The sequence below is a fragment of the Roseomonas sp. CCTCC AB2023176 genome, assembly GCF_042259275.1.
Taxonomy (GTDB): Bacteria; Pseudomonadota; Alphaproteobacteria; order Acetobacterales; family Acetobacteraceae; genus Roseomonas.
On record NZ_CP170086.1, the window covers coordinates 490,979 to 508,063 of the forward strand.

21 protein-coding genes and 3 pseudogenes are annotated in these 17,085 nt (G+C 73.0%); 13 read left to right on the top strand and 11 right to left on the bottom strand.

Features of this window, described 5'->3' with window-relative positions; genetic code table 11:
* Window positions 1–2: 2 nt before the first annotated feature.
* Genes ACE7GA_RS02390 through ACE7GA_RS02400 form a run of 3 tightly spaced genes read right to left on the bottom strand, consistent with a single transcriptional unit; the run spans window position 3 to window position 2,014 of the window.
* Window positions 3–1,133, bottom strand: coding sequence for a cupin domain-containing protein (locus ACE7GA_RS02390; RefSeq protein ID WP_376095097.1), 1,131 nt, complete (start codon window positions 1,131–1,133; stop codon window positions 3–5).
* A gap of 18 nt (window positions 1,134–1,151) precedes the next feature.
* Window positions 1,152–1,454: a hypothetical protein gene (locus tag ACE7GA_RS02395; protein WP_376095100.1), complete on the bottom strand. Its 303-nt coding sequence runs from the start codon at window positions 1,452–1,454 to the stop codon at window positions 1,152–1,154.
* Complete coding sequence (locus ACE7GA_RS02400) at window positions 1,445–2,014, bottom strand: alpha/beta hydrolase (RefSeq protein WP_376095103.1); 570 nt, start codon at window positions 2,012–2,014, stop codon at window positions 1,445–1,447. The genes ACE7GA_RS02395 and ACE7GA_RS02400 overlap by 10 nt, the downstream gene beginning before the upstream one ends.
* Window positions 2,015–2,509: 495 nt before the next feature.
* Between ACE7GA_RS02400 and ACE7GA_RS02405 the strand changes: the two genes are divergently transcribed.
* The 10 genes and pseudogenes from ACE7GA_RS02405 to ACE7GA_RS02450 all read left to right on the top strand — a co-directional run bounded on the left by ACE7GA_RS02405 (window position 2,510) and on the right by ACE7GA_RS02450 (window position 9,035).
* Window positions 2,510–2,680, top strand: coding sequence for a hypothetical protein (locus tag ACE7GA_RS02405; RefSeq protein WP_376095106.1), 171 nt, complete (start codon window positions 2,510–2,512; stop codon window positions 2,678–2,680).
* A 327-nt stretch (window positions 2,681–3,007) separates the two neighbouring features.
* Entirely contained in the window at window positions 3,008–3,226 is a 219-nt protein-coding gene (infA, locus tag ACE7GA_RS02410; protein WP_376095109.1) for a translation initiation factor IF-1, read from the top strand.
* A gap of 143 nt (window positions 3,227–3,369) precedes the next feature.
* On the top strand, window positions 3,370–3,981 hold the full coding sequence (locus ACE7GA_RS02415; protein ID WP_376095112.1) for a Maf family protein: 612 nt from the start codon (window positions 3,370–3,372) through the stop codon (window positions 3,979–3,981).
* Window positions 3,966–5,099 (top strand): ribonuclease E/G, encoded by a 1,134-nt coding sequence (locus ACE7GA_RS02420; RefSeq protein WP_376095115.1) that lies wholly within the window; start codon window positions 3,966–3,968, stop codon window positions 5,097–5,099. The genes ACE7GA_RS02415 and ACE7GA_RS02420 overlap by 16 nt, the downstream gene beginning before the upstream one ends.
* Complete coding sequence (locus ACE7GA_RS02425) at window positions 5,096–5,260, top strand: DNA gyrase inhibitor YacG (protein WP_376095118.1); 165 nt, start codon at window positions 5,096–5,098, stop codon at window positions 5,258–5,260. The genes ACE7GA_RS02420 and ACE7GA_RS02425 overlap by 4 nt, the downstream gene beginning before the upstream one ends.
* A 211-nt stretch (window positions 5,261–5,471) precedes the next feature.
* On the top strand, window positions 5,472–6,488 hold the full coding sequence (locus ACE7GA_RS02430) for a histidine kinase dimerization/phospho-acceptor domain-containing protein (protein WP_376095121.1): 1,017 nt from the start codon (window positions 5,472–5,474) through the stop codon (window positions 6,486–6,488).
* Between the two features lie 5 nt (window positions 6,489–6,493).
* Window positions 6,494–6,916, top strand: coding sequence for a sensor histidine kinase (locus ACE7GA_RS02435; RefSeq protein ID WP_376095124.1), 423 nt, complete (start codon window positions 6,494–6,496; stop codon window positions 6,914–6,916).
* 133 nt (window positions 6,917–7,049) lie between these two features.
* Window positions 7,050–7,846 (top strand): annotated as a pseudogene (cysE, locus tag ACE7GA_RS02440) (serine O-acetyltransferase).
* A gap of 194 nt (window positions 7,847–8,040) precedes the next feature.
* On the top strand, window positions 8,041–8,733 hold the full coding sequence (locus tag ACE7GA_RS02445; protein ID WP_376095127.1) for a hypothetical protein: 693 nt from the start codon (window positions 8,041–8,043) through the stop codon (window positions 8,731–8,733).
* A 56-nt stretch (window positions 8,734–8,789) separates the two neighbouring features.
* On the top strand, window positions 8,790–9,035 hold the full coding sequence (locus tag ACE7GA_RS02450) for a hypothetical protein (protein ID WP_376095130.1): 246 nt from the start codon (window positions 8,790–8,792) through the stop codon (window positions 9,033–9,035).
* Between the two features lie 15 nt (window positions 9,036–9,050).
* Here ACE7GA_RS02450 and ychF read toward each other — a convergent pair.
* Window positions 9,051–10,146 (bottom strand): annotated as a pseudogene (ychF, locus tag ACE7GA_RS02455) (redox-regulated ATPase YchF).
* Window positions 10,147–10,410: 264 nt separating this feature from the next.
* Between ychF and ACE7GA_RS02460 the strand changes: the two are divergent.
* A complete protein-coding gene (locus ACE7GA_RS02460) occupies window positions 10,411–10,605 on the top strand; it encodes a hypothetical protein (RefSeq protein ID WP_376095132.1) in 195 nt (64 codons plus the stop codon).
* Window positions 10,606–10,612: 7 nt separating this feature from the next.
* Here the strand turns inward: ACE7GA_RS02460 and ACE7GA_RS02465 are convergent, their stop codons facing one another.
* From ACE7GA_RS02465 to ACE7GA_RS02490, 6 genes are all read right to left on the bottom strand, one after another.
* Complete coding sequence (locus tag ACE7GA_RS02465; protein ID WP_376095135.1) at window positions 10,613–11,944, bottom strand: GNAT family N-acetyltransferase; 1,332 nt, start codon at window positions 11,942–11,944, stop codon at window positions 10,613–10,615.
* Window positions 11,941–12,516, bottom strand: a complete 576-nt coding sequence (gene pth, locus ACE7GA_RS02470) for an aminoacyl-tRNA hydrolase (protein WP_376095138.1) — start codon at window positions 12,514–12,516, stop codon at window positions 11,941–11,943. Before pth ends, ACE7GA_RS02465 begins: the two co-directional genes overlap by 4 nt.
* 73 nt (window positions 12,517–12,589) lie before the next feature.
* A complete protein-coding gene (locus tag ACE7GA_RS02475; protein WP_376095141.1) occupies window positions 12,590–13,294 on the bottom strand; it encodes a 50S ribosomal protein L25/general stress protein Ctc in 705 nt (234 codons plus the stop codon).
* A 539-nt stretch (window positions 13,295–13,833) separates the two neighbouring features.
* The gene (locus ACE7GA_RS02480) at window positions 13,834–14,706 is read right to left on the bottom strand and encodes an aminoglycoside phosphotransferase family protein (protein ID WP_376095144.1); all 873 of its coding nucleotides are present in this window, start codon (window positions 14,704–14,706) and stop codon (window positions 13,834–13,836) included.
* Window positions 14,696–15,244 (bottom strand): DUF1697 domain-containing protein, encoded by a 549-nt coding sequence (locus tag ACE7GA_RS02485; protein WP_376095147.1) that lies wholly within the window; start codon window positions 15,242–15,244, stop codon window positions 14,696–14,698. The genes ACE7GA_RS02480 and ACE7GA_RS02485 overlap by 11 nt, the downstream gene beginning before the upstream one ends.
* A gap of 141 nt (window positions 15,245–15,385) precedes the next feature.
* Complete coding sequence (locus ACE7GA_RS02490; RefSeq protein ID WP_376095150.1) at window positions 15,386–15,766, bottom strand: PH domain-containing protein; 381 nt, start codon at window positions 15,764–15,766, stop codon at window positions 15,386–15,388.
* Here ACE7GA_RS02490 and ACE7GA_RS02495 point away from each other — a divergent pair.
* Both ACE7GA_RS02495 and ACE7GA_RS02500 read left to right on the top strand, forming a co-directional pair.
* Window positions 15,747–16,046: pseudogene (locus tag ACE7GA_RS02495) on the top strand (MOSC N-terminal beta barrel domain-containing protein); the annotation flags it as partial. The gene ACE7GA_RS02490 and the pseudogene ACE7GA_RS02495 overlap by 20 nt on opposite strands.
* Window positions 16,047–16,101: 55 nt before the next feature.
* The gene (locus tag ACE7GA_RS02500) at window positions 16,102–16,584 is read left to right on the top strand and encodes an MOSC domain-containing protein (RefSeq protein WP_376095153.1); all 483 of its coding nucleotides are present in this window, start codon (window positions 16,102–16,104) and stop codon (window positions 16,582–16,584) included.
* Window positions 16,585–16,601: 17 nt separating this feature from the next.
* Here the strand turns inward: ACE7GA_RS02500 and ACE7GA_RS02505 are convergent, their stop codons facing one another.
* Window positions 16,602–17,012, bottom strand: a complete 411-nt coding sequence (locus tag ACE7GA_RS02505; RefSeq protein ID WP_376095156.1) for a hypothetical protein — start codon at window positions 17,010–17,012, stop codon at window positions 16,602–16,604.
* Window positions 17,013–17,085: the final 73 nt, after the last annotated feature.

The following is a 17,085-nucleotide window of genomic DNA, read 5'->3' on the forward strand; positions in this document are numbered from 1 at the left end:
GCTCAGGTTCCTTCGATCCGCTGGTGCCCGTCGTTGTCGCGGTACCCCTCCTCCCGGTAAAGTCCCAGCGCCTGCATCACCGGCAGGTCGTTGAAGGTGAAGAGGCAGGCGTCGTTGGACGCCGACGCGTTGGCATGCTCGTGCCAGGCCCAGGACGGCACGCAGAAGATGTCGCGTTCCTGCCAGTCGAACCGCCGCCCCGCGATGACGGAATGTCCCCGCCCCTTCGCGACCTGATAGACGAAGGATCCGGTGTGACGATGCGCCTTCGTCCGCTCCCCCGGCCGGAGCATCTGCATGGACGCCCCGATCGTCTGCATCACCGGCCCGCCCGTCGCCGGGTTCACGTAGGTCATCAGCACGCCGTCGAAGGGCGACCCCTCCGTCGCCCGCGCATACCGTCCCAACGCCTCGTAGGTCGGCCCCCACTCGTACTTGAACAGCGGCGAGTACCCCTTGCTCCAGGGCCCGTTCGACGGATGCAGGCCCGGATTGCCCCAGGCCTCCCGCATGTCGTCCACGGGGTACCCGACCTCCTGCTGCAACTTCGGATGCACGGCGTAGAAGTTCGCCTCCAGCGCGTTCACCAGCGGGATATCCAGCCCGTCCTGCCAGATGCAGGGTGTCCCGCTCGCCTCCACGCCGTGCTCGTGCCAGGTGCCGTTCGGCGTCAGCACGAAGTCGTTCGCGCCGAGCGTCATCTTGTGCCCGTCCACGATCGTGTAGGCGCCGGCGCCTTCCATGATGAAGCGCAGCGCGGACGCCGAATGCCGGTGCGCCGAGGCGACCTCCCCGGGATGCATCACCTGCAGCCCTGAATACAGCCAACCCACCGCCGCCGAGACGTCCCGCCGCCCCGGGTTGTTCAGGTAGATGACCCGGCGGCCCGCCTTCTCCGGCGTCACCAGTTCCACGGACCGAAGCACGTGAGGCCGCAGCACCTCGTAGCGCCACAGCACGGGCACCGAGGACGACACCGGCTCCCACGGCTCGATCTTGTTCGCGACGGTCCAGAGCGCCCCGGTCTCGTGCCGCTCCAGCTCCGCATAATAGGCGAGCAGCTCCGGCGTATCCTCGACATTGGCGCGTCCCGCCACGTCCTCTCGGTGGTTCTCGCGGACCGTCGTGTTCATGCCGTGGTCTCCCTCGCTTCAGGCCGGCTTGCCGAGCGCGAGGCGGATCGCCGCCCCACCCAGGGCGGTCGCCGGATCGGCCAGCCGTTCCCAGATCTCGAAGTGATCGCAGTCGCGTTCCTCGATCCAGTTCCCGAGCCGGCCGAGCGCGTCAAGGCCGTCCCGCAGGGCCCGCGCGTGCCGCTGGAACTCCGGACTCTCGCGGTCCCCGACCGCGACCGTGACGGGATAGTCCAGTGCCGAGACGTGACGCGCAGGGCTGAGTTGGTGCGCCTCGTTCGCCTCCAGTTGGATGTAGCTCCGCCGCGCGCTCAGCAGCACCGGCTCGAGGTCATAGGTGCCGCTGACCAGCAGCAGCGCCCGGATCGTGCCTGCCGGAAGCGCCCAGGCCCCCCGGCCCCCGTCGCGACCACGGCCGCCAGGTGCGCCCCCGAGGAGTGCCCGGACAGCGTGAGCCGATCCGGGTCGCCGCCGAATTCCGCCGCATGCTGCGCCGTCCACGCCACGGCCGCCGCGACCTGCGCCGCCATCCCGGGCATGCGGCCAAGGGGAAGGTTGGTGAAGTCCGGCACGACGAGCGTGACCCCGGCCTTCACGAAGGCCGGCGCGAGGAAGGACGCATCGCCCCGCCCGAGGGCGCGCCAGGCACCGCCGTGGACGTGCACGTGGACCGGCGCGCCCGGCCCTGCCGCGAAGACGTCCAGCACCTCGTCCGCACCCGGGCCGTAGCGCCGGGTCTGCGGACCGAGCCGCGCCCGTGCCTCCTCGCCGCGGGCCGCGAGCCGCGCCATCACCGCGTCCATGTCGCGCGCCCAGACCCGCTGGTCGTAGGCGCGGTCGAGCGAATCCTGATCGTGGTGGAGGAACACAGCGCCGCTCAACGGTGCGCCCCCGCGCGCGAACGCTGGCCCGGACCTGCGGCCGCCAGACCACGTGCCGGACGCCCCGGCCCCGCCCCTGTCGCAATACCACCCATGGCCGGATCTCCCCCGCCCCCACCTGAACGCGTGCCTGCGCCTGGGATCGGCGCTCGTGATGCCGCGCGTCGGGACCGCCGGGCCGCAGCCGCCTCGACTACGGCCCCGGGGCTGGGCGATCTCCGTTCCACTGGATTTCCTGCCAACGGGCCGGAGACCACGCGGGCGGCCATGCGCGCATCAGTGGGCGCCCAGGACTACGGCCGGTCAACCCGTTCGGGATCGGTCAGGCCCGGCGGCGTCGCGGGCGTGCCGTTCACCCGCTTGCAGCATCCCGGGCGCGGCACGACGCGAGGCAGCGGCGGTCAGGCGGTGCCACTCCCCGTTCGGACCTCGCGCGTCCCCCGCAACGGCCGGGCTTCGCCGCCCGTTACCGGGCCGTCGAGGCCGGAGGCAGCCATGCAGGACGAGACGGCGGAACAGGCCCCCGGCGACGAGGCGCCACCCGGTTCGCGGCAGGCGGGTGAAGTCACCTGCCCCGTCTGCGGCGGCAGCGGCAGGTCGGGCGACGGGGAATGCCAGGACTGCGGCGGGACGGGCACGGTCGTACGGATCGTCGGCGACGCCTGAGACGGTGCGGGGCGATGGCCCCGAACGGTGCGACGAACCATCCCGTCACGCCCGCGCAACGGGCCCGGCGAAGGTCGGGCGAGTAGGCGATCGCGCCCCGGGCCACGTCACGCGGTTCGGACCGGCGCGGCCCGAGCCGTCGCGCGCCACTTCCCGCACGGGCCGGAACCACCCATTTCCTTGACCCGGCGCGGGACGACGATCATGTTCCGGCCGCGTTCACTCCCCATCGGCGCGAACCCGGCCCCGGTCGGCGCGCCACCCATCCGGACCGGCCGCCGCCCCCCCGTCGTGGGCGGGCGGCCTTCCGTCGCAGAATGAGGCCTGATGTCCAAGGAAGACATGATCGAGTTCAGTGGCCAGGTCACTGAACTGCTCCCCAACGCAATGTTCCGCGTGAAGCTGGACAACGACCACATGGTCCTCGCCCACACCAGCGGGAAGATGCGCAAGAACCGCATCCGCGTGCTGGCGGGCGACCGCGTGAACGTCGAGATGACGCCCTATGACCTGACCAAGGGCCGGATCACGTTCCGCTTCAAGTGAGCGCCGCGGGGCTGCGTGCCTCGTCCGCGCTCCGCGTCCCGGCCTGCCGCGCAGCCCGCGAGTGAACGCCGTCTTCCGCCCGCCCGATCGCGGACATCACTGGAACCGTAGGCAGGGCGCCGTCGCGTGCGGCCATCACCCCCATGCCGGCTGACGTCATTCCCACCGGCCCGACCGGACGGGTCCAGCTCGTGCTGGCGAGCGCCTCGCCGCGCCGCCTCGACCTGCTCGCGCGCATCGGCGTGGTGCCGGACCACGTCGCGCCCGCCGACCTGGACGAGACGCCCCGGAAGGCGGAACTGCCACGGCACCTCGCCACCCGCCTGGCCGCTGCCAAGGCGCAGGCCATCGCCGCCGCGACGCCCGGCTGCCTCGTGCTGGCGGCCGATACGGTCGTGGGCCTCGGGCGGCGCGTCCTCGGCAAGCCTTCGGATGCGGCGGAAGCCGCGCGGTTCCTCGACATGCTGTCCGGGCGGCGCCACCGCGTGACGACCGGCGTCGCGCTCGTCACGCCCGACGGCAGGCTCCGGCAGCGGCAGGTGACGACGATCGTGGCATTCCAGCGCCTGACGGGGGCGCAGGTCGCCGACTACGTCGCGGGCGGGGAATGGGAGGGAAAGGCCGGCGGCTACTCCATCCAAGGACGCGCCGAGGTCTTCGTGCGGTTCCTCTCCGGCAGCCATTCCAACGTCGTCGGGCTGCCGCTCTTCGAGACGGCCCAGCTCCTGCGCGGCGTCGGATGGCTCCGCCCCTGAAGGACGGGCACGGGGTGGCGGGCGGGGCGGTCCGGATCCTCGTCTCCGCTTCCCCGGGGGAGCGGCGCGTGGCGCTGCTGCGCGACGGCGCACTCGACGAAGCCTACGTCGAACGGGCGCCCCGGGCCGGCGAGGTCGGCGACCTGCACATCGGCCGCATCGCGGCGCGGGCGCCCGCGATCTCCGGCGCCTTCGTGCTGCTGGAAGGCGGGGCCAGCGGTTTCCTTCCCGACGCGGCCGGCGGCGCCGGCGTGCCGGAGGGGACCTACCTGCCGGTCCGCGTCACGCGCCCGGCGCAGGGCGGCAAGGGGCCGCGGCTCTCGGCGAAGGACGTCCCGGCGGGCCTTCCCCGGGCCGGACCGCCGCGGCTGGTCGAGCGAGGCCCCGACGCGGCGCTTCGGCTTGCGGCGGAGCATCCGGATGCCGCGATCGAGGCCTCGGGCGCCCCGGAGGTCGCGCGGCTTCGGGGCGCGCTCGGCGCGGCCCGGGTCCGGGCCGTGGCGGAGGCCTTCGACGGGGAGGTGGATGCCGCTTTCGAGTCGCTTTCGGACCCGGTGGTGGCCCTCGGCGGCGGGGCGCGGCTGATCATCCAGCCGACGGCCGCGCTCGTCGCGATGGACGTGGATTCCGGGCCGGCGGAGCCGGCGGCGGCGAACGCCGCGGCGATCGTGCAGGGCGTGCGGCAGGCAGGGCTGCGGCACCTGGCGGGGGTGATCCTGCTGGACGCGGCGGGGGGCAGCGCGGCGTCGCGCGCGGCGCTCCTTCCCGCGCTGCGCCGGGCGGCGTCGGGCGACACGCGGCTGCGGGTCCTCGGCGTGACGGGGTCCGGGCTGCTGGAAATGGTGCGGACCCGGGTGCACCCGCCGCTGCACGAGATCCTGGGGCAGCCGCCCTCGGCCCTGACCCTCGGGCTGCGCGCACTGCGTCAGGCGCTGCGGGAAGCGGCCGCTGCGCCCGGGGCAAGGCCCGTCCTGCGGGCCCATCCGGTGGTTGCCGCGGCCCTCCGGAACCATCCGGAGGCGCTGCGGGACTACGCCGCCGGCGCAACGCACCCCATCTCCCTCCTCGAGGACCCGGGCGTCGTGCCCGGCGAGGAACGGATCGAGGGACTGGCGTGACGAAGGCGAAAGCGTGCCCGGTTTGCGGGAAGCCGGCGCGGGAGGAGGCGCGGCCCTTCTGCTCCGCGCGGTGCCGGGCGGTGGACCTGGGCCGGTGGCTCGGCGAGGGCTACGCGATCCCCGGTGACCCCGTCGCGGAAGAGGAACCCGGACGGCCCTGACCCCGGAATGGGCGGGGCCGCCGACGCGAGCCGCTGCGCCCGGCGCGCACGCATCCGTGCATGGGGGCGCCCCTGCCCGCCCGGCGGCCTCGCCCGGGTTAGCCTCGGTTGCCCAGCCATCGAGTGGCCACGGGCGCCGGTCCGCTTGACCCGAGGCGCCGCGCCGCGGCACGGAGGCCCGGCGCCCATCTGATCCGCGGGGAGCGCGCGCATGCCGTCCGAAACCACCTCATCCGGGCTGGCGGTCGTCCCGGCCTGGGACCGGCCCGGTCGGGAGGAGCCGCTCTCCGGACTTCCACGCCCGCGGCCGCTGGCGGCGGTGCTGCGCCGCTTCGTGCCGAGCGGCCTGCTCGGCCGGTCGCTCCTGATCATCCTCATCCCGCTGCTGGTCACGCAGGGGATCGCGCTCCAGATCTTCTATGGTACCCATCTCGACGTCATCTCGCGCCGGCTCACCGCCGGCCTCGCGGGCGATGTCGGGATCGTCGCGGAGCTGTTGTCGCGCTACCCCGCGCCCGGCGAGGGTGGGGAGGGCGAGCGCGGCTGGATCTTCCGCGAGGCCTCCTGGCGCATGGAGCTGTCGCTCGCCTTCGAGCGGGGAGCGGAGCTCGGGCCGCCGGTGGCGCGACCCGCATCGCTGCCCTTGCTCCCCCTGGAATCGGACCTGGACGACGCGCTGCGGCAGCGCCTGCGCATGCCGTTCGACACGGACTGGCAGACGGATACGCGCAGCGTGATCATCCGCGTCGGCCTTCCCGACGGCGTGCTGCATGTGGAGGCGCCGCGCAAGCGCCTGTTCTCCGGCACGCTGTACCTCTTCGTCATCTGGCTCGCGGGATCGTCGGCGCTGCTCTTCGTCGTGGCGGCGCTGTTCATGAAGAACCAGGTGAAGGCGATCCGGCGCCTCGCGGTCGCGGCGGAGGCCTTCGGCAAGGGGCGGGAGGGCGTCGAGGGGGCCGGCGGGATCAAGCCGGAGGGTGCGGCCGAGGTGCGGCAGGCGGCGGCCGCCTTCAACGGCATGCAGGCCCGCATCCGGCGCTTCGTGCAGCAGCGGACGGAATTGCTGGCGGGCATCTCCCACGACCTTCGGACGCCGCTGACGCGTCTCCGGCTGGGGCTGGCCATGCTGCCGTCCGACGCGCGGGAGGACGCGGAGGCGCTGACCGCCGACGTCGAGGAAATGGAGCGGATGGTCGCGGGCTACCTCGCCTTCGCGCGGGGGAGGTGACGGAGGTGCCGCGGCCCGCCGACCTCGCGGCGCTGGTGCGGGAGAGCGTGGCCCGCGCCGCGGGCGATCCGGCGCGGGTCGAGGGACCGGTGCACCTGATGGTGCCGCTGCGGGCCGACGCGATGCGGCGCTGCCTCGGCAACCTCCTGGACAACGCGCGCAAGCATGCGGGGCGGGTGGAGGTGCGGATCGAGGCGCCGGGCGGCGCGAACTGGAACCGCGCGCACGTGCTCGTGGACGATGACGGCCCCGGCATCCCCGAGAGCCAGCGCGAGGAAGCGTTCCGGCCCTTTACCTCCTTCTCCTCCGGGGGGACGGGGCTGGGGCTGGCGATCGCGCGGGACATCGCGCGGGCGCACGGGGGGGACCTGACGCTGGAGGGATCGCCGCTGGGGGGGCTGCGGGCGCGGGTCAGCCTGCCGGCGTGAGGGCCGCGGCCGACTTGTGCCGCCGGCAGGGACCGACGATCTAGCCGGCGTGGCCGCGGCGACGTGCCGGCGGGGTCAGGGGGTCCGGATGGACGGGTCGGTCATCGCCGGGAACGGCGCGCTTGCCGCGGGGATGGAAGAGGACGTCTGGGTCGGCATCCGGGCGGATGCGACGGCGGCCGCGGCGGCCGAGCCGGCCCTGCGCGGGCTGCTGGAACTAGCGGTGCTGCGGCACGCGACCTTCGGGGGGCGCTGACGGCGCTGCTGGCACGGAAACTGGCGGAATCGCTGATGCCTGCGGAAGCGCTGGAGGACATGGCGCTGCACGCGGGCACCGCGCTGACCGAGCCCGCGGTAAATGACCTCGTCGCCATCCGGCGGCGGGATCCGGCGGCGGCGTCCTGGCTGACGCCCTTCCTGCACTACAAGGGCTACCACGCGCTGTGCTGGCACCGCGTGACGCATTCGCTGTGGCTCGCGGGGAGGCGGGACCTGGCCTTCTACCTGCAGGCGCGGTGCTCGCTGGTCTTCGGGGTGGACATCCATCCCGCGGTGCCGGTGGGGCGCGGGGTGTTCATGGACCACGCGACGGGGATCGTGGTGGGCGAGACAGCGGTGATCGGCAACGACGTCTCGATCCTGCAGGGCGTGACGCTGGGCGGCACGGGGAAGGAGCGCGGGGACCGGCACCCGAAGGTCCGGGACGGGGTGCTGCTGGCAGCCGGCGCGAAGGTGCTGGGCAACATCGAGATCGGGCGCGGGGCGAAGGTCGGCGCGGGGTCGGTGGTGCTGCACGACGTACCGGCCTGCGCGACGGTCGCGGGCGTGCCGGCGAAGATCGTGGGGTGGTGCAGCGACAGCGTGCCGGGCCTGGCGATGGACCAGTCGCTGCCGGAGACGGCGGAGCCGCGGGAGATGACGGGGAGTTAGGGGCGGCCCAGACGATCCGCTCCTCCCCCCAGCGCGCTGGCAGTGCCTTCTGGGCACCGCGCTTCCGACCGGGATCGGATGGCCAAGGGCTGGCCGGCGCGACGGACGTGACGGGAGGCGGCTTGGTTCGCCCCGGGGCCGCTGCCTAGGCTGGTTCGGCCCGCCTTACGGGCGGGGCGGAGCGGGGGTTGGCAATGTCCGGGACCACGATGCCGCCCGCACGGCGGGCCGATATCGAGATGGCAATGGCGGTGATGCGCGAGGACTTGAACCGCGCACTGCAATACCGGACGCGCTACGACACTGAGAAGCACAACATCTGCCTCGGCGTCGTGAACTTCCGTAACGGGCCGGGCGTGGTGCTGGCCGCGTATTCGCACGACTCCGCCATCCCGGAATCGATCCGCCTGGGGCTGGGCCTGGTGCCCGACACCTACGCGGCGGTGCCGGCCGAAACCCGCTTCGGCTGCGACGGGATGCCGCAGTACCATACGGAGCCGAAGCTGCTGAACTTCCTCGCCGCGACGCCGGAGGTGCGGCGCCGCGCGGTGCAGCCGAGCGGGGCGATCACCGCGCCGCCGGGGACGCAGCGGGCGTTCGTCCAGGGCTTCGTCGCGAACCAGCGCGCGCAGGCCGCGGCCGCAGCGTCGCGTCTGGACCGGCTGGAAGACATCTCCTCCCTCGTGATCGCGTCGGAGATCGACTGCTGCGTAACCTGCACGCGGCACTCGATCCACCGGTTCCGGGCGCGGTTCCCGTCCGTTCCGCTGCGGACGGTCGAGTTGGGCAAGGCGGCGGGGCAGGCCACGACCTACACGGCGGTGACGCCGACCGTGATCGCCCCGGGAACCGGACCCGGGTCGTCCGCGCCCTCCGAGAACTTCTGAGGTTGCGAAACGGGCAGTCGTCGTGTCCGCTCACGGTTCCGTGAGCGGAGGATCGGATGCGCTGGGCCTTGCTCGTGCTGGTGGGGTCCTGTGCCGTGAAGGCACGGGACGTGCGCGCCCTGCCGCTGGGCACGCTGGCCGGATTGGTCGAGGCAGGGCGGGATGCCGCGCTGCGGGCGGAGGCGGTGGCGCGACGGCATTCCGATCGGTCGCATACCCGATCCCCCATGCGCGTGCGGTCGCGGCCGCACTTCACGCGGGACTACCGGCCGCGCTACGCGCCGCCCGCCGCGCGGTGGTGAGGGTCGCGCGGCGCGTCAGACGTTGAAGCGGAAGAGCAGCACGTCACCGTCCTTCACGACGTACTCCTTGCCTTCGACGCGCATCTTCCCCGCTTCCTTCGCGCCGGCTTCGCCGTTCAGCGCCACGAAGTCGTCGTAGGTGATCGTCTCGCAGGCGATGAAGCCGCGTTCGAAGTCATTGTGAATGACCGCCGCCGCCTGGGGGGCCTTGGTGCCCTTGGTGATGGTCCAGGCGCGGGCTTCCTTCGGGCCGACGGTGAAGTAGGTCAGCAGGCCCAGCAGGTCGTAGCCGGCGCGGATCACCCGATCCAGGCCGCTGTCGGCCAAGCCGAGGGATTCGAGGAAGTCGGGGCGGTCGCCCTCGGCCATGGAGGCGATCTCTGCCTCGATGGCGGCGGAGACGACGACGCTGCGAGCGCCCTCGGCGGCGGCGCGTTCGGCGACGCGGGCGGATTGCGCGTTGCCAGTGGCGGCCGAGGATTCCTCGACGTTGCAGACATAGAGGATGGGCTTCGTCGTCATCAGCTGCAGGCGGGCAGCGGCGGCTTCCTCGCCGCGCGCGGACGGCGGTGCGGGCGGGCTTGCCGGCCGCGAGGGCGGCGACGATCGGCTCGGCCAGCGCGACGAAGGCGGCGCTTTCCTTGTCGCCGTTCTTCGCCTTCTTCTGCGCGGGCAGCAGGCGCTTCTCCAGGCTGTCGAGGTCGGCGAGCATCAGCTCGGTCTCCACCGTTTCGGCATCGCGGAGGGGGTCCACGGAGCCTTCGACGTGGGTGACGTCCGGGTCCTCGAAGCAGCGGAGGACGTGAACGATGGCGTCCACCTCCCGGATATTCGCCAGGAACTGGTTGCCGAGGCCCTCGCCCTTCGAGGCGCCGCGGACGAGGCCAGCGATGTCCACGAATTCGAGCGACGTGGGGACGATCTTGGCCGACTTGCCGATGCGCGCGAGCGCGTCGAGGCGCGGGTCGGGAACGGCGACGCGGCCGACGTTGGGCTCGATGGTGCAGAAGGGGTAGTTCGCGGCCTGGGCGGCGGCGGTGCGTGTCAGCGCGTTGAACAGGGTGGACTTGCCGACGTTCGGCAGGCCGACGATGCCGCAGTTGAAGCCCATGGGGGTGGGGTGGTCCGGTCAGGTTCGGGGAGTGCGGGCGGGAGTTACGACGGGGGGTGCGGCGGGGGAAGGGTCCGGAGTAGGGCAAGCGGGATGACGGAGGGGAATGGGGGTACCGTACGGCGGCCCGGCGCAATGCGCGGGCGGATCTGGATGGCCGAAGACGCCGGCGAGACCCCGGAGGAGAACATCGCGGCCATGAAGGGCCGGGACGATCCTTCGGACCGCCCGAGCGTTGGATCAGCGCGGAACGGAGAGGGTGCCATGAGCAACGAGCCGACGAAGGAACCGCGCATCCCCCGCCCCCCGACGAAGGAGGAGCTGGACCGGATCAGCGAGCAGCAGGGGATGATCACGGACGAATGGGCGCCGGCGCCGCGGGACGCGGAGCGGCCGTCTGGGGTGCGTGCGCCGGACGGAGCGCAGCCCGAGCACGGCGTGGATGGCGAGGGGATCTAACCCAGGCTCACGCCGGGAAGAGCTCGGGGCGGTACTCGAAGTGCATCGTGTCGTAGTGGTACCACTTGCCACCCCAGGCGAAACGCTCGGCCTCGAAGCATTCCGCGATCTCCCAGGGGATGCGGTTGCGGTAGGGGACGTCGCTTGAGCGCGTGCGGGCCCAGGCCCAGTAGTCGGCGTTGCGGGCGTTGAGGTCGATCGCGGCGCCCGTGCCGTGCATCGACGGCAGGCCGGTATCGGCGACGGCGCGGCAGCTCAGGGTGCCGGAGGACGGGACCAGGAAGGCCTTCATCCGGGCGGGGAGGCCTTCGAGGGCTTCGATCACGCGCTCCAGCCGCCCCGCCACATCGTTGACGGTGGTGACGGACAGGCGCTGCGGGCGCCCTCGGCCTGACCCCGTGCGGGGCATCCAGGTGACGGGGCGCGTGGGCGGGGGTGCTGCGCGGCAGTCGCCGTAGAGGCGGTTGAAGAACTCCCCGTTGCGGAGGCGGCCGGGGGAGTGGTCGCGCGGGGGCATGACGGTGAGGGGTCCCAGCCAGTAGGACTGGCGCAGCATATCAGCGACGGTGGCGTCGCGGAGCATGACGTCGAAGGGGCGCTCGGGAAGGCGGAGGCCGGTCGGGGTCCGCGTGCCGTCGCGCCAGGTCAGTGTCTCGCCGTCCGTCGCGGTGAGGTGGTCGGGGTAGGCGGCGACGAGGCGGTGCAGGCGGGCGCGGAGGTCATCGCGGGGGCCGCGCCGGCCAGTGGCGCGGATGCCGCGCGCGGAACCTCGGCGCAGCCGGTCAGGATCGTCGCGGCAAGGAGGGTGCGCCGCGGAAGGCCCTTCATCGGCGGCCGGCTTAGCACGGGATGAGGCGGCGCGGGCGGCTTCCCAATCGGGGCGGATGAGGGACATGACGAGTTCGTCCCGGTGAAGGCCGCCGAAGAAGGCGCTGCCGCGGGCGATACCCTCCGGCACGAAGCCGACCGCGGCATAGGCGCGCTGGGCCCGGAGGTTGTCGGGGAAGACGCCGAGCCAGAGGCGGTGGACCAGAGTTTCGGTGAAGGCAGCGTCGGCGACGGCGCGCAGCAGGGCACGGCCGGTGCCGGCCCCGGGGTCGGACACGGCGATGCGCTGGACCTTCGTGACGCGCTCCGGCGCGTTCCAGTCGCGGAGGATGGCGAAGCCGACGGGGGCGCCGTCACGGCGGGCGATGAAGTAGGCGAAGTGCGGGGCGGCGAGAGCCTCGCGGTGGCGGGCCTCGTCCCAGCGGCCGACGAGGGCGTCGTAGCCGGGCAGGCGCTCGGTCGCGAGAATGAAGGGCAGGTTCTCGGGGGTGGCGCGGGCGATAGCGATCATGCGGGTCCGGTGAGCAACGCGACCTTTGTCATGAAATCCTCCGGCTTCCGTTCGGCCAGCAGCGGCGCGGCGTCGGCGACCGCGTCGAGCAGGCGGTCCAGCCATTCCGCTTCGCCCTTGGCGAAGTTGCCGAGGACGTGGCGGTGGACGAGGTCCTTGTGCCCGGGATGGCCGATGCCGAGCCGGATTCGGTGGAAGTCGGGCGCGCCGAAGGCGCGCGTCATGTCGCGCAGGCCGTTATGGCCGGCATTCCCGCCGCCCTTCTTCGCCCGGACCTTCCCCGGCGCGAGGTCGAGTTCGTCGTGGAAGGCGGTGATGTCGTCGAGCGTGGTCTTCAGGAATGCCGCGGCGGGCTGCACGGAATTGCCGCTGTCGTTCATGTAGGTCTGGGGCTTGAGGAGGACGATCCGGTCGCCGGCGATCGTGCCCTCGCAGGTCTCGCCCTTGAAGCGGCTGCGCCAGGGACCGAAGCGGTGCCGCTGCGCGATGCGCTCCACGGCCATGAAGCCGATGTTGTGGCGCTGGCGCGCATGCTCCGCGCCGGGATTGCCGAGGCCGACCCAGAGAAGCATCGCGCCACCCCCTCCGGTGCGGGCGCCCGCCATGCGTCTCCGCATGACGGGCGCCCAAGTCAGTGACGGGGCGTCACTTCTTCTTCGCAGGAGCCTTCGCGGGCGCCTTCGCGGCGGCCGGCGCGGGGGCCGCAGCCTTGCCGCCCTTGCCACCCTTGGCGGGCGCCGGGGCCGGCGCGGCGGCGGCCGGGGCCGGCGCGGCCTCGGCTTCCGTCGTGGGTGCCGCGATCGTCAGCACGACGAAGTCGCGGCCGAGCGTCGGCTTCGTGCCGAAGTTGTCGCGCAGGTTGGACCAGCGGAGCGTGTCACCGATGTTCGCGCCGGAGACGTCGAGCTCGAAGCGCTCCGGCACGTTGTCGGGATCGGCCAGCACCTCGAGGTCGCGGCGGACGAGGTTGGCGACGCCGCCGACCTTCAGGCCGGGGGAGGTCGCTTCGCCAACGAGCGCGACGGGGACCCGGACGCGGATCTGCTGTCCCGCGGCGAGCCGCTGGAAGTCCACGTGCTGCGGCTGGTCGGTGACGGGGTGGAACTGAACCTCGCGCATGAGGCAGCGCTCGGTCGGGCCGTTGGCGACGGCGACCTCATAGAGGTGCGACTGCCAGCCGCCCTTGTGCATTTCCTTCATGACGTCGCGCGGGTCGAGGGCGAGGAGCGTCGCCTCCTGCTTGCCGCCGTAGATGACCGCGGGGACCATGCCCCCTCGCCGGGTCGCGCGCGCCGCCCCCTTACCGGCCCGCTCGCGCGACGCGGCCTCGATCCGGATGGTCTGGACCATTGCCGTGTTTCCTTCGCACGTGTGTGGGTGTGTGCCCGTCTGGGCGTCCCTCCGGCAGCCGTGCGGGCGCGCGAAGGGGACCGGGGCCTCCAGGGGTGCCCGCGGGAGGCGGGCGTGTAGCGCGGGGGTGGGGGTGGGGGCAAGCGGGTGGTACCGGCCGGCCCCGGCGACGCTGCCGGCCGCGGCAAGCCGGATTCACGTCGCGGACCTCGGGACGCACGGCTGCCCCGACCGTTGCCTCCTCCGTCAGGGCTCGCGCGGCCCCTCGCCTCCCGCCATCGCCGCGAGCTTCGCGACCGTGTTGATGTTCCGGGCCGTGCCGCGGGCCGCGAGGGGGATGACCAGTTTCGAGGTACCCATCGAACCATCGGACACTGTTGGCGAAGTCGGCAGCCCTGGACGGGAGCGGGGATCACGCCGAATTCTCCTCAGCAGGCTGGCGAGATCGCGCCGGCTGCAGAAGTTCGTTCCGCCCTTCCCCGACGACACGGCCCGGTTCTGCCGCAGGCCCTTCGGAACCGCAGCGGCGGAGCGCCTCCTTACCGGCGATCATTCAGGATCTCCGTCATCACATTGCGGGCTGCCGGGATTTGCCGGTGGTCCGTGCCTGGCAGTTCGGCGAGAACGATGACGGCCTTCCAGAGCGCCCACCCGCGCCCCCGCGCCCAGGCTGCGTCGGCCAGGCCGAGGCCCGCGCGGAACACAGCGCGGCTCCTCTTCCTGAACAGTGTCCACGCGATCGCGAGATCGCAGGCCGGGTCTCCGACCGCGAGCCCGCCGAAGTCGATCACGCCGGCGAGGCGACCGCCCGCGAGGAGCAGGTTGCCGGCGCTGACGTCGCCATGCACCCAGACAGGCGGGCCGGCTGCAGCCGCCCCGAGTGCGGCATCCCACATCGCCCGGATCGGGGCGGTGTCGACGGAGCGGCGCAGTCGTGCCAACGCCTCGCCCACCTCGTCGTCGTAGACCGCGAGGGAGCCGCCACGATGGAAGTTGTCGGACCCGGGAGGCGGTCCTCCCGTCGGATCGGCCGACTGGAGCCTGACGAGGAAGCCCGCGAGGTCCTCGGCCAGCACCGCCAGGTCCACGGCATCGACCGACGATGCGGCCTGCCCGGGGAGCCAGCGGTAGACCGACCAGGGCCATGGGTAACCCTCGCCGGGCTGCCCCTTCGCGAGCGGCAGGGGAACCGGCTGCGGCAGGAGGGGAGCGAGCACCGGGAGCCACCGATGCTCCTTCTCGACCTGGGGCGCGTAGGACGCCGCGCTCGGCATCCGCACGCTCATCCCTTCGCCCAACCGGAAGGTCCGGTTGTCCCAGCCCCCCGGTTCAACCGGCGTGACGGCGAGATGGCTCCATCGCGGAAACTGTGCCGCGATGAGGCGGCGCACGAGGGTTGCGTCAATCACCATGTCCTGCCCGGCTCCGCCCATTCCGCGAGGTGGAGGACCAGTGAACCTGCTCCTGCCGAGCCCGGAGGCCTCGAACTGGCATCTGTAGGCCCAGTGGAGGAGGAGTCGGTGGCTTCGCCAACAGTGTCCCATCGTACGCGACGTAAATCTCGCGGGTGCCGAGGGCCAGCCGCTCCCCGGCCCGGCCGCGGACGTCATCGAGGGCTGCCGCGGTCGGCGGCTGGTCGAGAAAGAGGGCGACGGTCCGGTTCGGCGGGTTGTCCGGGAAGGGGTTGGCGGCAAGGACGGCCGACATCTCGTGCGCCGTCCGCACGAGGACGCCGACCGGCTGGCCCGTGAGCGGCGCGAGGCGTCCCTCCAGCGCCGCCTTCACGCCGGCCTCGTCCAGGTCACTCCGGAAGACGACGTTGCCCGACGCGATGTGGGTGCGCGCGTCGACGAAGCCGGCCTGCCCGCACGCCGCGCGCAGATCGGCCATCGCAAGCCTGCCGGTCCCGCCGACATTCACCGCGCGAAGGAGGGCGACGAAGGAGGTCACCCGGCCGAGCCTAGGTCATGGCAGTCCTGCGGCACAGCGCGGCCGCGGCTCGCAGGGCGTCCGGTCCCGCTGGCCCTGGGCTGGTGCTTCCACGCGCCCAGCCGGGCCGCCGGTATGGGCGGGATCGGGCGTCGTGGCCCGCTACTCCGCCAGCACCCCTGCCGCGAGCAGCCGCTGGACCTCGAGGATCGCGCCGCCGCGGGGGACGGTGAATCGCATCGGCTCGGCGTGGCCGCGGAGCCAGATCTTGATGTCGGATTCCAGGTCGAAATGGCCGGCCGTCTCGACGGAGAAGCGGGACACGTCGGCGTAGGGAATGGACAGGTATTCCGTCTTGCGCCCCGTCACGCCCTGCCTGTCCACGACCATCAGGCGCTTCGTCGTGAAGACGAACATGTCGCGGACAAGGCGGTAGGCGCCGGTGACCACCTCGCCGGGAATGAGCAGCGGGGCGAATTCCTCCGAGACCTTCTCGGCCTCGACGGTCGAGGCGTTGCCGAGGATGGCGTTGAAGAGGCCCACCGCTTGCGCTTCCTGGAGAGAGGCCCGCAGAAGGCCGCGGGTGCGGGCGCGGCGTCAAGCGCGGCGCGACCGGGGGGAGATCGGCGTGGCGGATGACGTGGTCGTAGGGCGGGTCGCGCGGCTCGCGCGGTATCCCGTGAAATCCATGGCGGGGGAGGAGGTCGAGGCGCTCGACCTCGGGTGGGTGGGGGCGCTGGGCGACCGGCGCCATGCCTTCCTCCGGGTAGGGAACCGCTCGAACTTTCCCTGGCTGACGGCGCGGGATGTACCGGACCTGGTGCTGCACGGCGCGCGCTTCGCCGACCCGTCGGACCCCTACCGCTCCGCCGTGGTGGGTGACGCTGCCCGGGGGCGGGGCGATGGCGCTCGACGACCCCGACCTCGCGTCGCGGCTGGGGCGTGCTGCGGGGGTAGAGGTCGCGCCGATCCATCTGGGGCGCGGCACCTTCGACGCGATGCCCGTCTCCCTCGCCTCGACGGCGGGGCTGGCGGCGGTGGGGGCGGCGCACGGCACACCGCTGGACCGGCGGCGCTTCCGGCTGAACGTGCTGATCGAGAGCGACGAGCCGGATTCCGCGTGGTGGGGCGGCATCCTGGCCTTCGGGACGGGCGCGGACGGGGCGCGCGTGGCGCTGGGCGAGGGCATCCCGCGCTGCGCGATGATCACGCTGGATCCGGACTCCGCGGCGCGGGACGCGTCGGTGCTGCGCACCGTGGCGCAGCGCTTCGGCGACCTCGTGGGGACCTACGGAGCGACGGGACGGCCAGGGCTGATCCGGATGGGCGACGAGGTCCGCCTTCACCGCGCGGCAGCGTGAGACGGGCCTGCGTCGGATCAGAACACCGATGTGGCCCCGGCCGGCGTGGCTCGGGTCGCGCCGGCATGGTCGCCCTGCTCCGGTGCCGCCGCCTCGTCCCGGCCTTCGCCCGTCCAGCGCGGTCGGCCGAGGACGGCCGGCGGCGCGATGGCCACGGCCGTGATGGACATCTCGATCGGCTCGCCGGTTCGCGCGTCGCCGCGGGGCGCCGCGGCCTGGACCCGCGCGGCCCGGGCTTGGCGGGTCTCGGCGGGGTCCACGCGCCGGGTCCCGGCCGACGTGGCGTGGGCGCGACGTGCCTCCGCCAGGGCGGCGAGTTGTTCCTGCTGGAGCCGGAACTCAGCGGCGTAGCGATGCCCGCCGGGCGGGAAGGGCGCACAGGCGGCAGTCCCGATCGCGAGCGCCAGGGGGAGCACGAGGCGAACCATGACGAAGAGGTAACCGCTTTCGCGCGACGGAGTTGTGCAAAAGCGTGTGCGTCGGCGGGAGCCGGGGACAGCG

Excerpts from the sequence above, each read along its gene's own strand:
- ACE7GA_RS02415 (WP_376095112.1), top strand. The coding sequence starts at position 3,370 with ATGCCGGCTGACGTCATTCCCACCGGCCCGACCGGACGGGTCCAGCTC.
- ACE7GA_RS02505 (WP_376095156.1), bottom strand. The coding sequence starts at position 17,012 with ATGGTTCGCCTCGTGCTCCCCCTGGCGCTCGCGATCGGGACTGCCGCC.
- ACE7GA_RS02390 (WP_376095097.1), bottom strand. The coding sequence starts at position 1,133 with ATGAACACGACGGTCCGCGAGAACCACCGAGAGGACGTGGCGGGACGC.
- ACE7GA_RS02420 (WP_376095115.1), top strand. The coding sequence starts at position 3,966 with ATGGCTCCGCCCCTGAAGGACGGGCACGGGGTGGCGGGCGGGGCGGTC.
- infA (WP_376095109.1), top strand. The coding sequence starts at position 3,008 with ATGTCCAAGGAAGACATGATCGAGTTCAGTGGCCAGGTCACTGAACTG.
- ACE7GA_RS02445 (WP_376095127.1), top strand. The coding sequence starts at position 8,041 with ATGTCCGGGACCACGATGCCGCCCGCACGGCGGGCCGATATCGAGATG.
- ACE7GA_RS02430 (WP_376095121.1), top strand. The coding sequence starts at position 5,472 with ATGCCGTCCGAAACCACCTCATCCGGGCTGGCGGTCGTCCCGGCCTGG.
- ACE7GA_RS02465 (WP_376095135.1), bottom strand. The coding sequence starts at position 11,944 with ATGATCGCTATCGCCCGCGCCACCCCCGAGAACCTGCCCTTCATTCTC.
- ACE7GA_RS02475 (WP_376095141.1), bottom strand. The coding sequence starts at position 13,294 with ATGGTCCAGACCATCCGGATCGAGGCCGCGTCGCGCGAGCGGGCCGGT.
- ACE7GA_RS02405 (WP_376095106.1), top strand. The coding sequence starts at position 2,510 with ATGCAGGACGAGACGGCGGAACAGGCCCCCGGCGACGAGGCGCCACCC.
- ACE7GA_RS02460 (WP_376095132.1), top strand. The coding sequence starts at position 10,411 with ATGAGCAACGAGCCGACGAAGGAACCGCGCATCCCCCGCCCCCCGACG.
- ACE7GA_RS02480 (WP_376095144.1), bottom strand. The coding sequence starts at position 14,706 with ATGGTGATTGACGCAACCCTCGTGCGCCGCCTCATCGCGGCACAGTTT.
- pth (WP_376095138.1), bottom strand. The coding sequence starts at position 12,516 with ATGCTTCTCTGGGTCGGCCTCGGCAATCCCGGCGCGGAGCATGCGCGC.
- ACE7GA_RS02450 (WP_376095130.1), top strand. The coding sequence starts at position 8,790 with ATGCGCTGGGCCTTGCTCGTGCTGGTGGGGTCCTGTGCCGTGAAGGCA.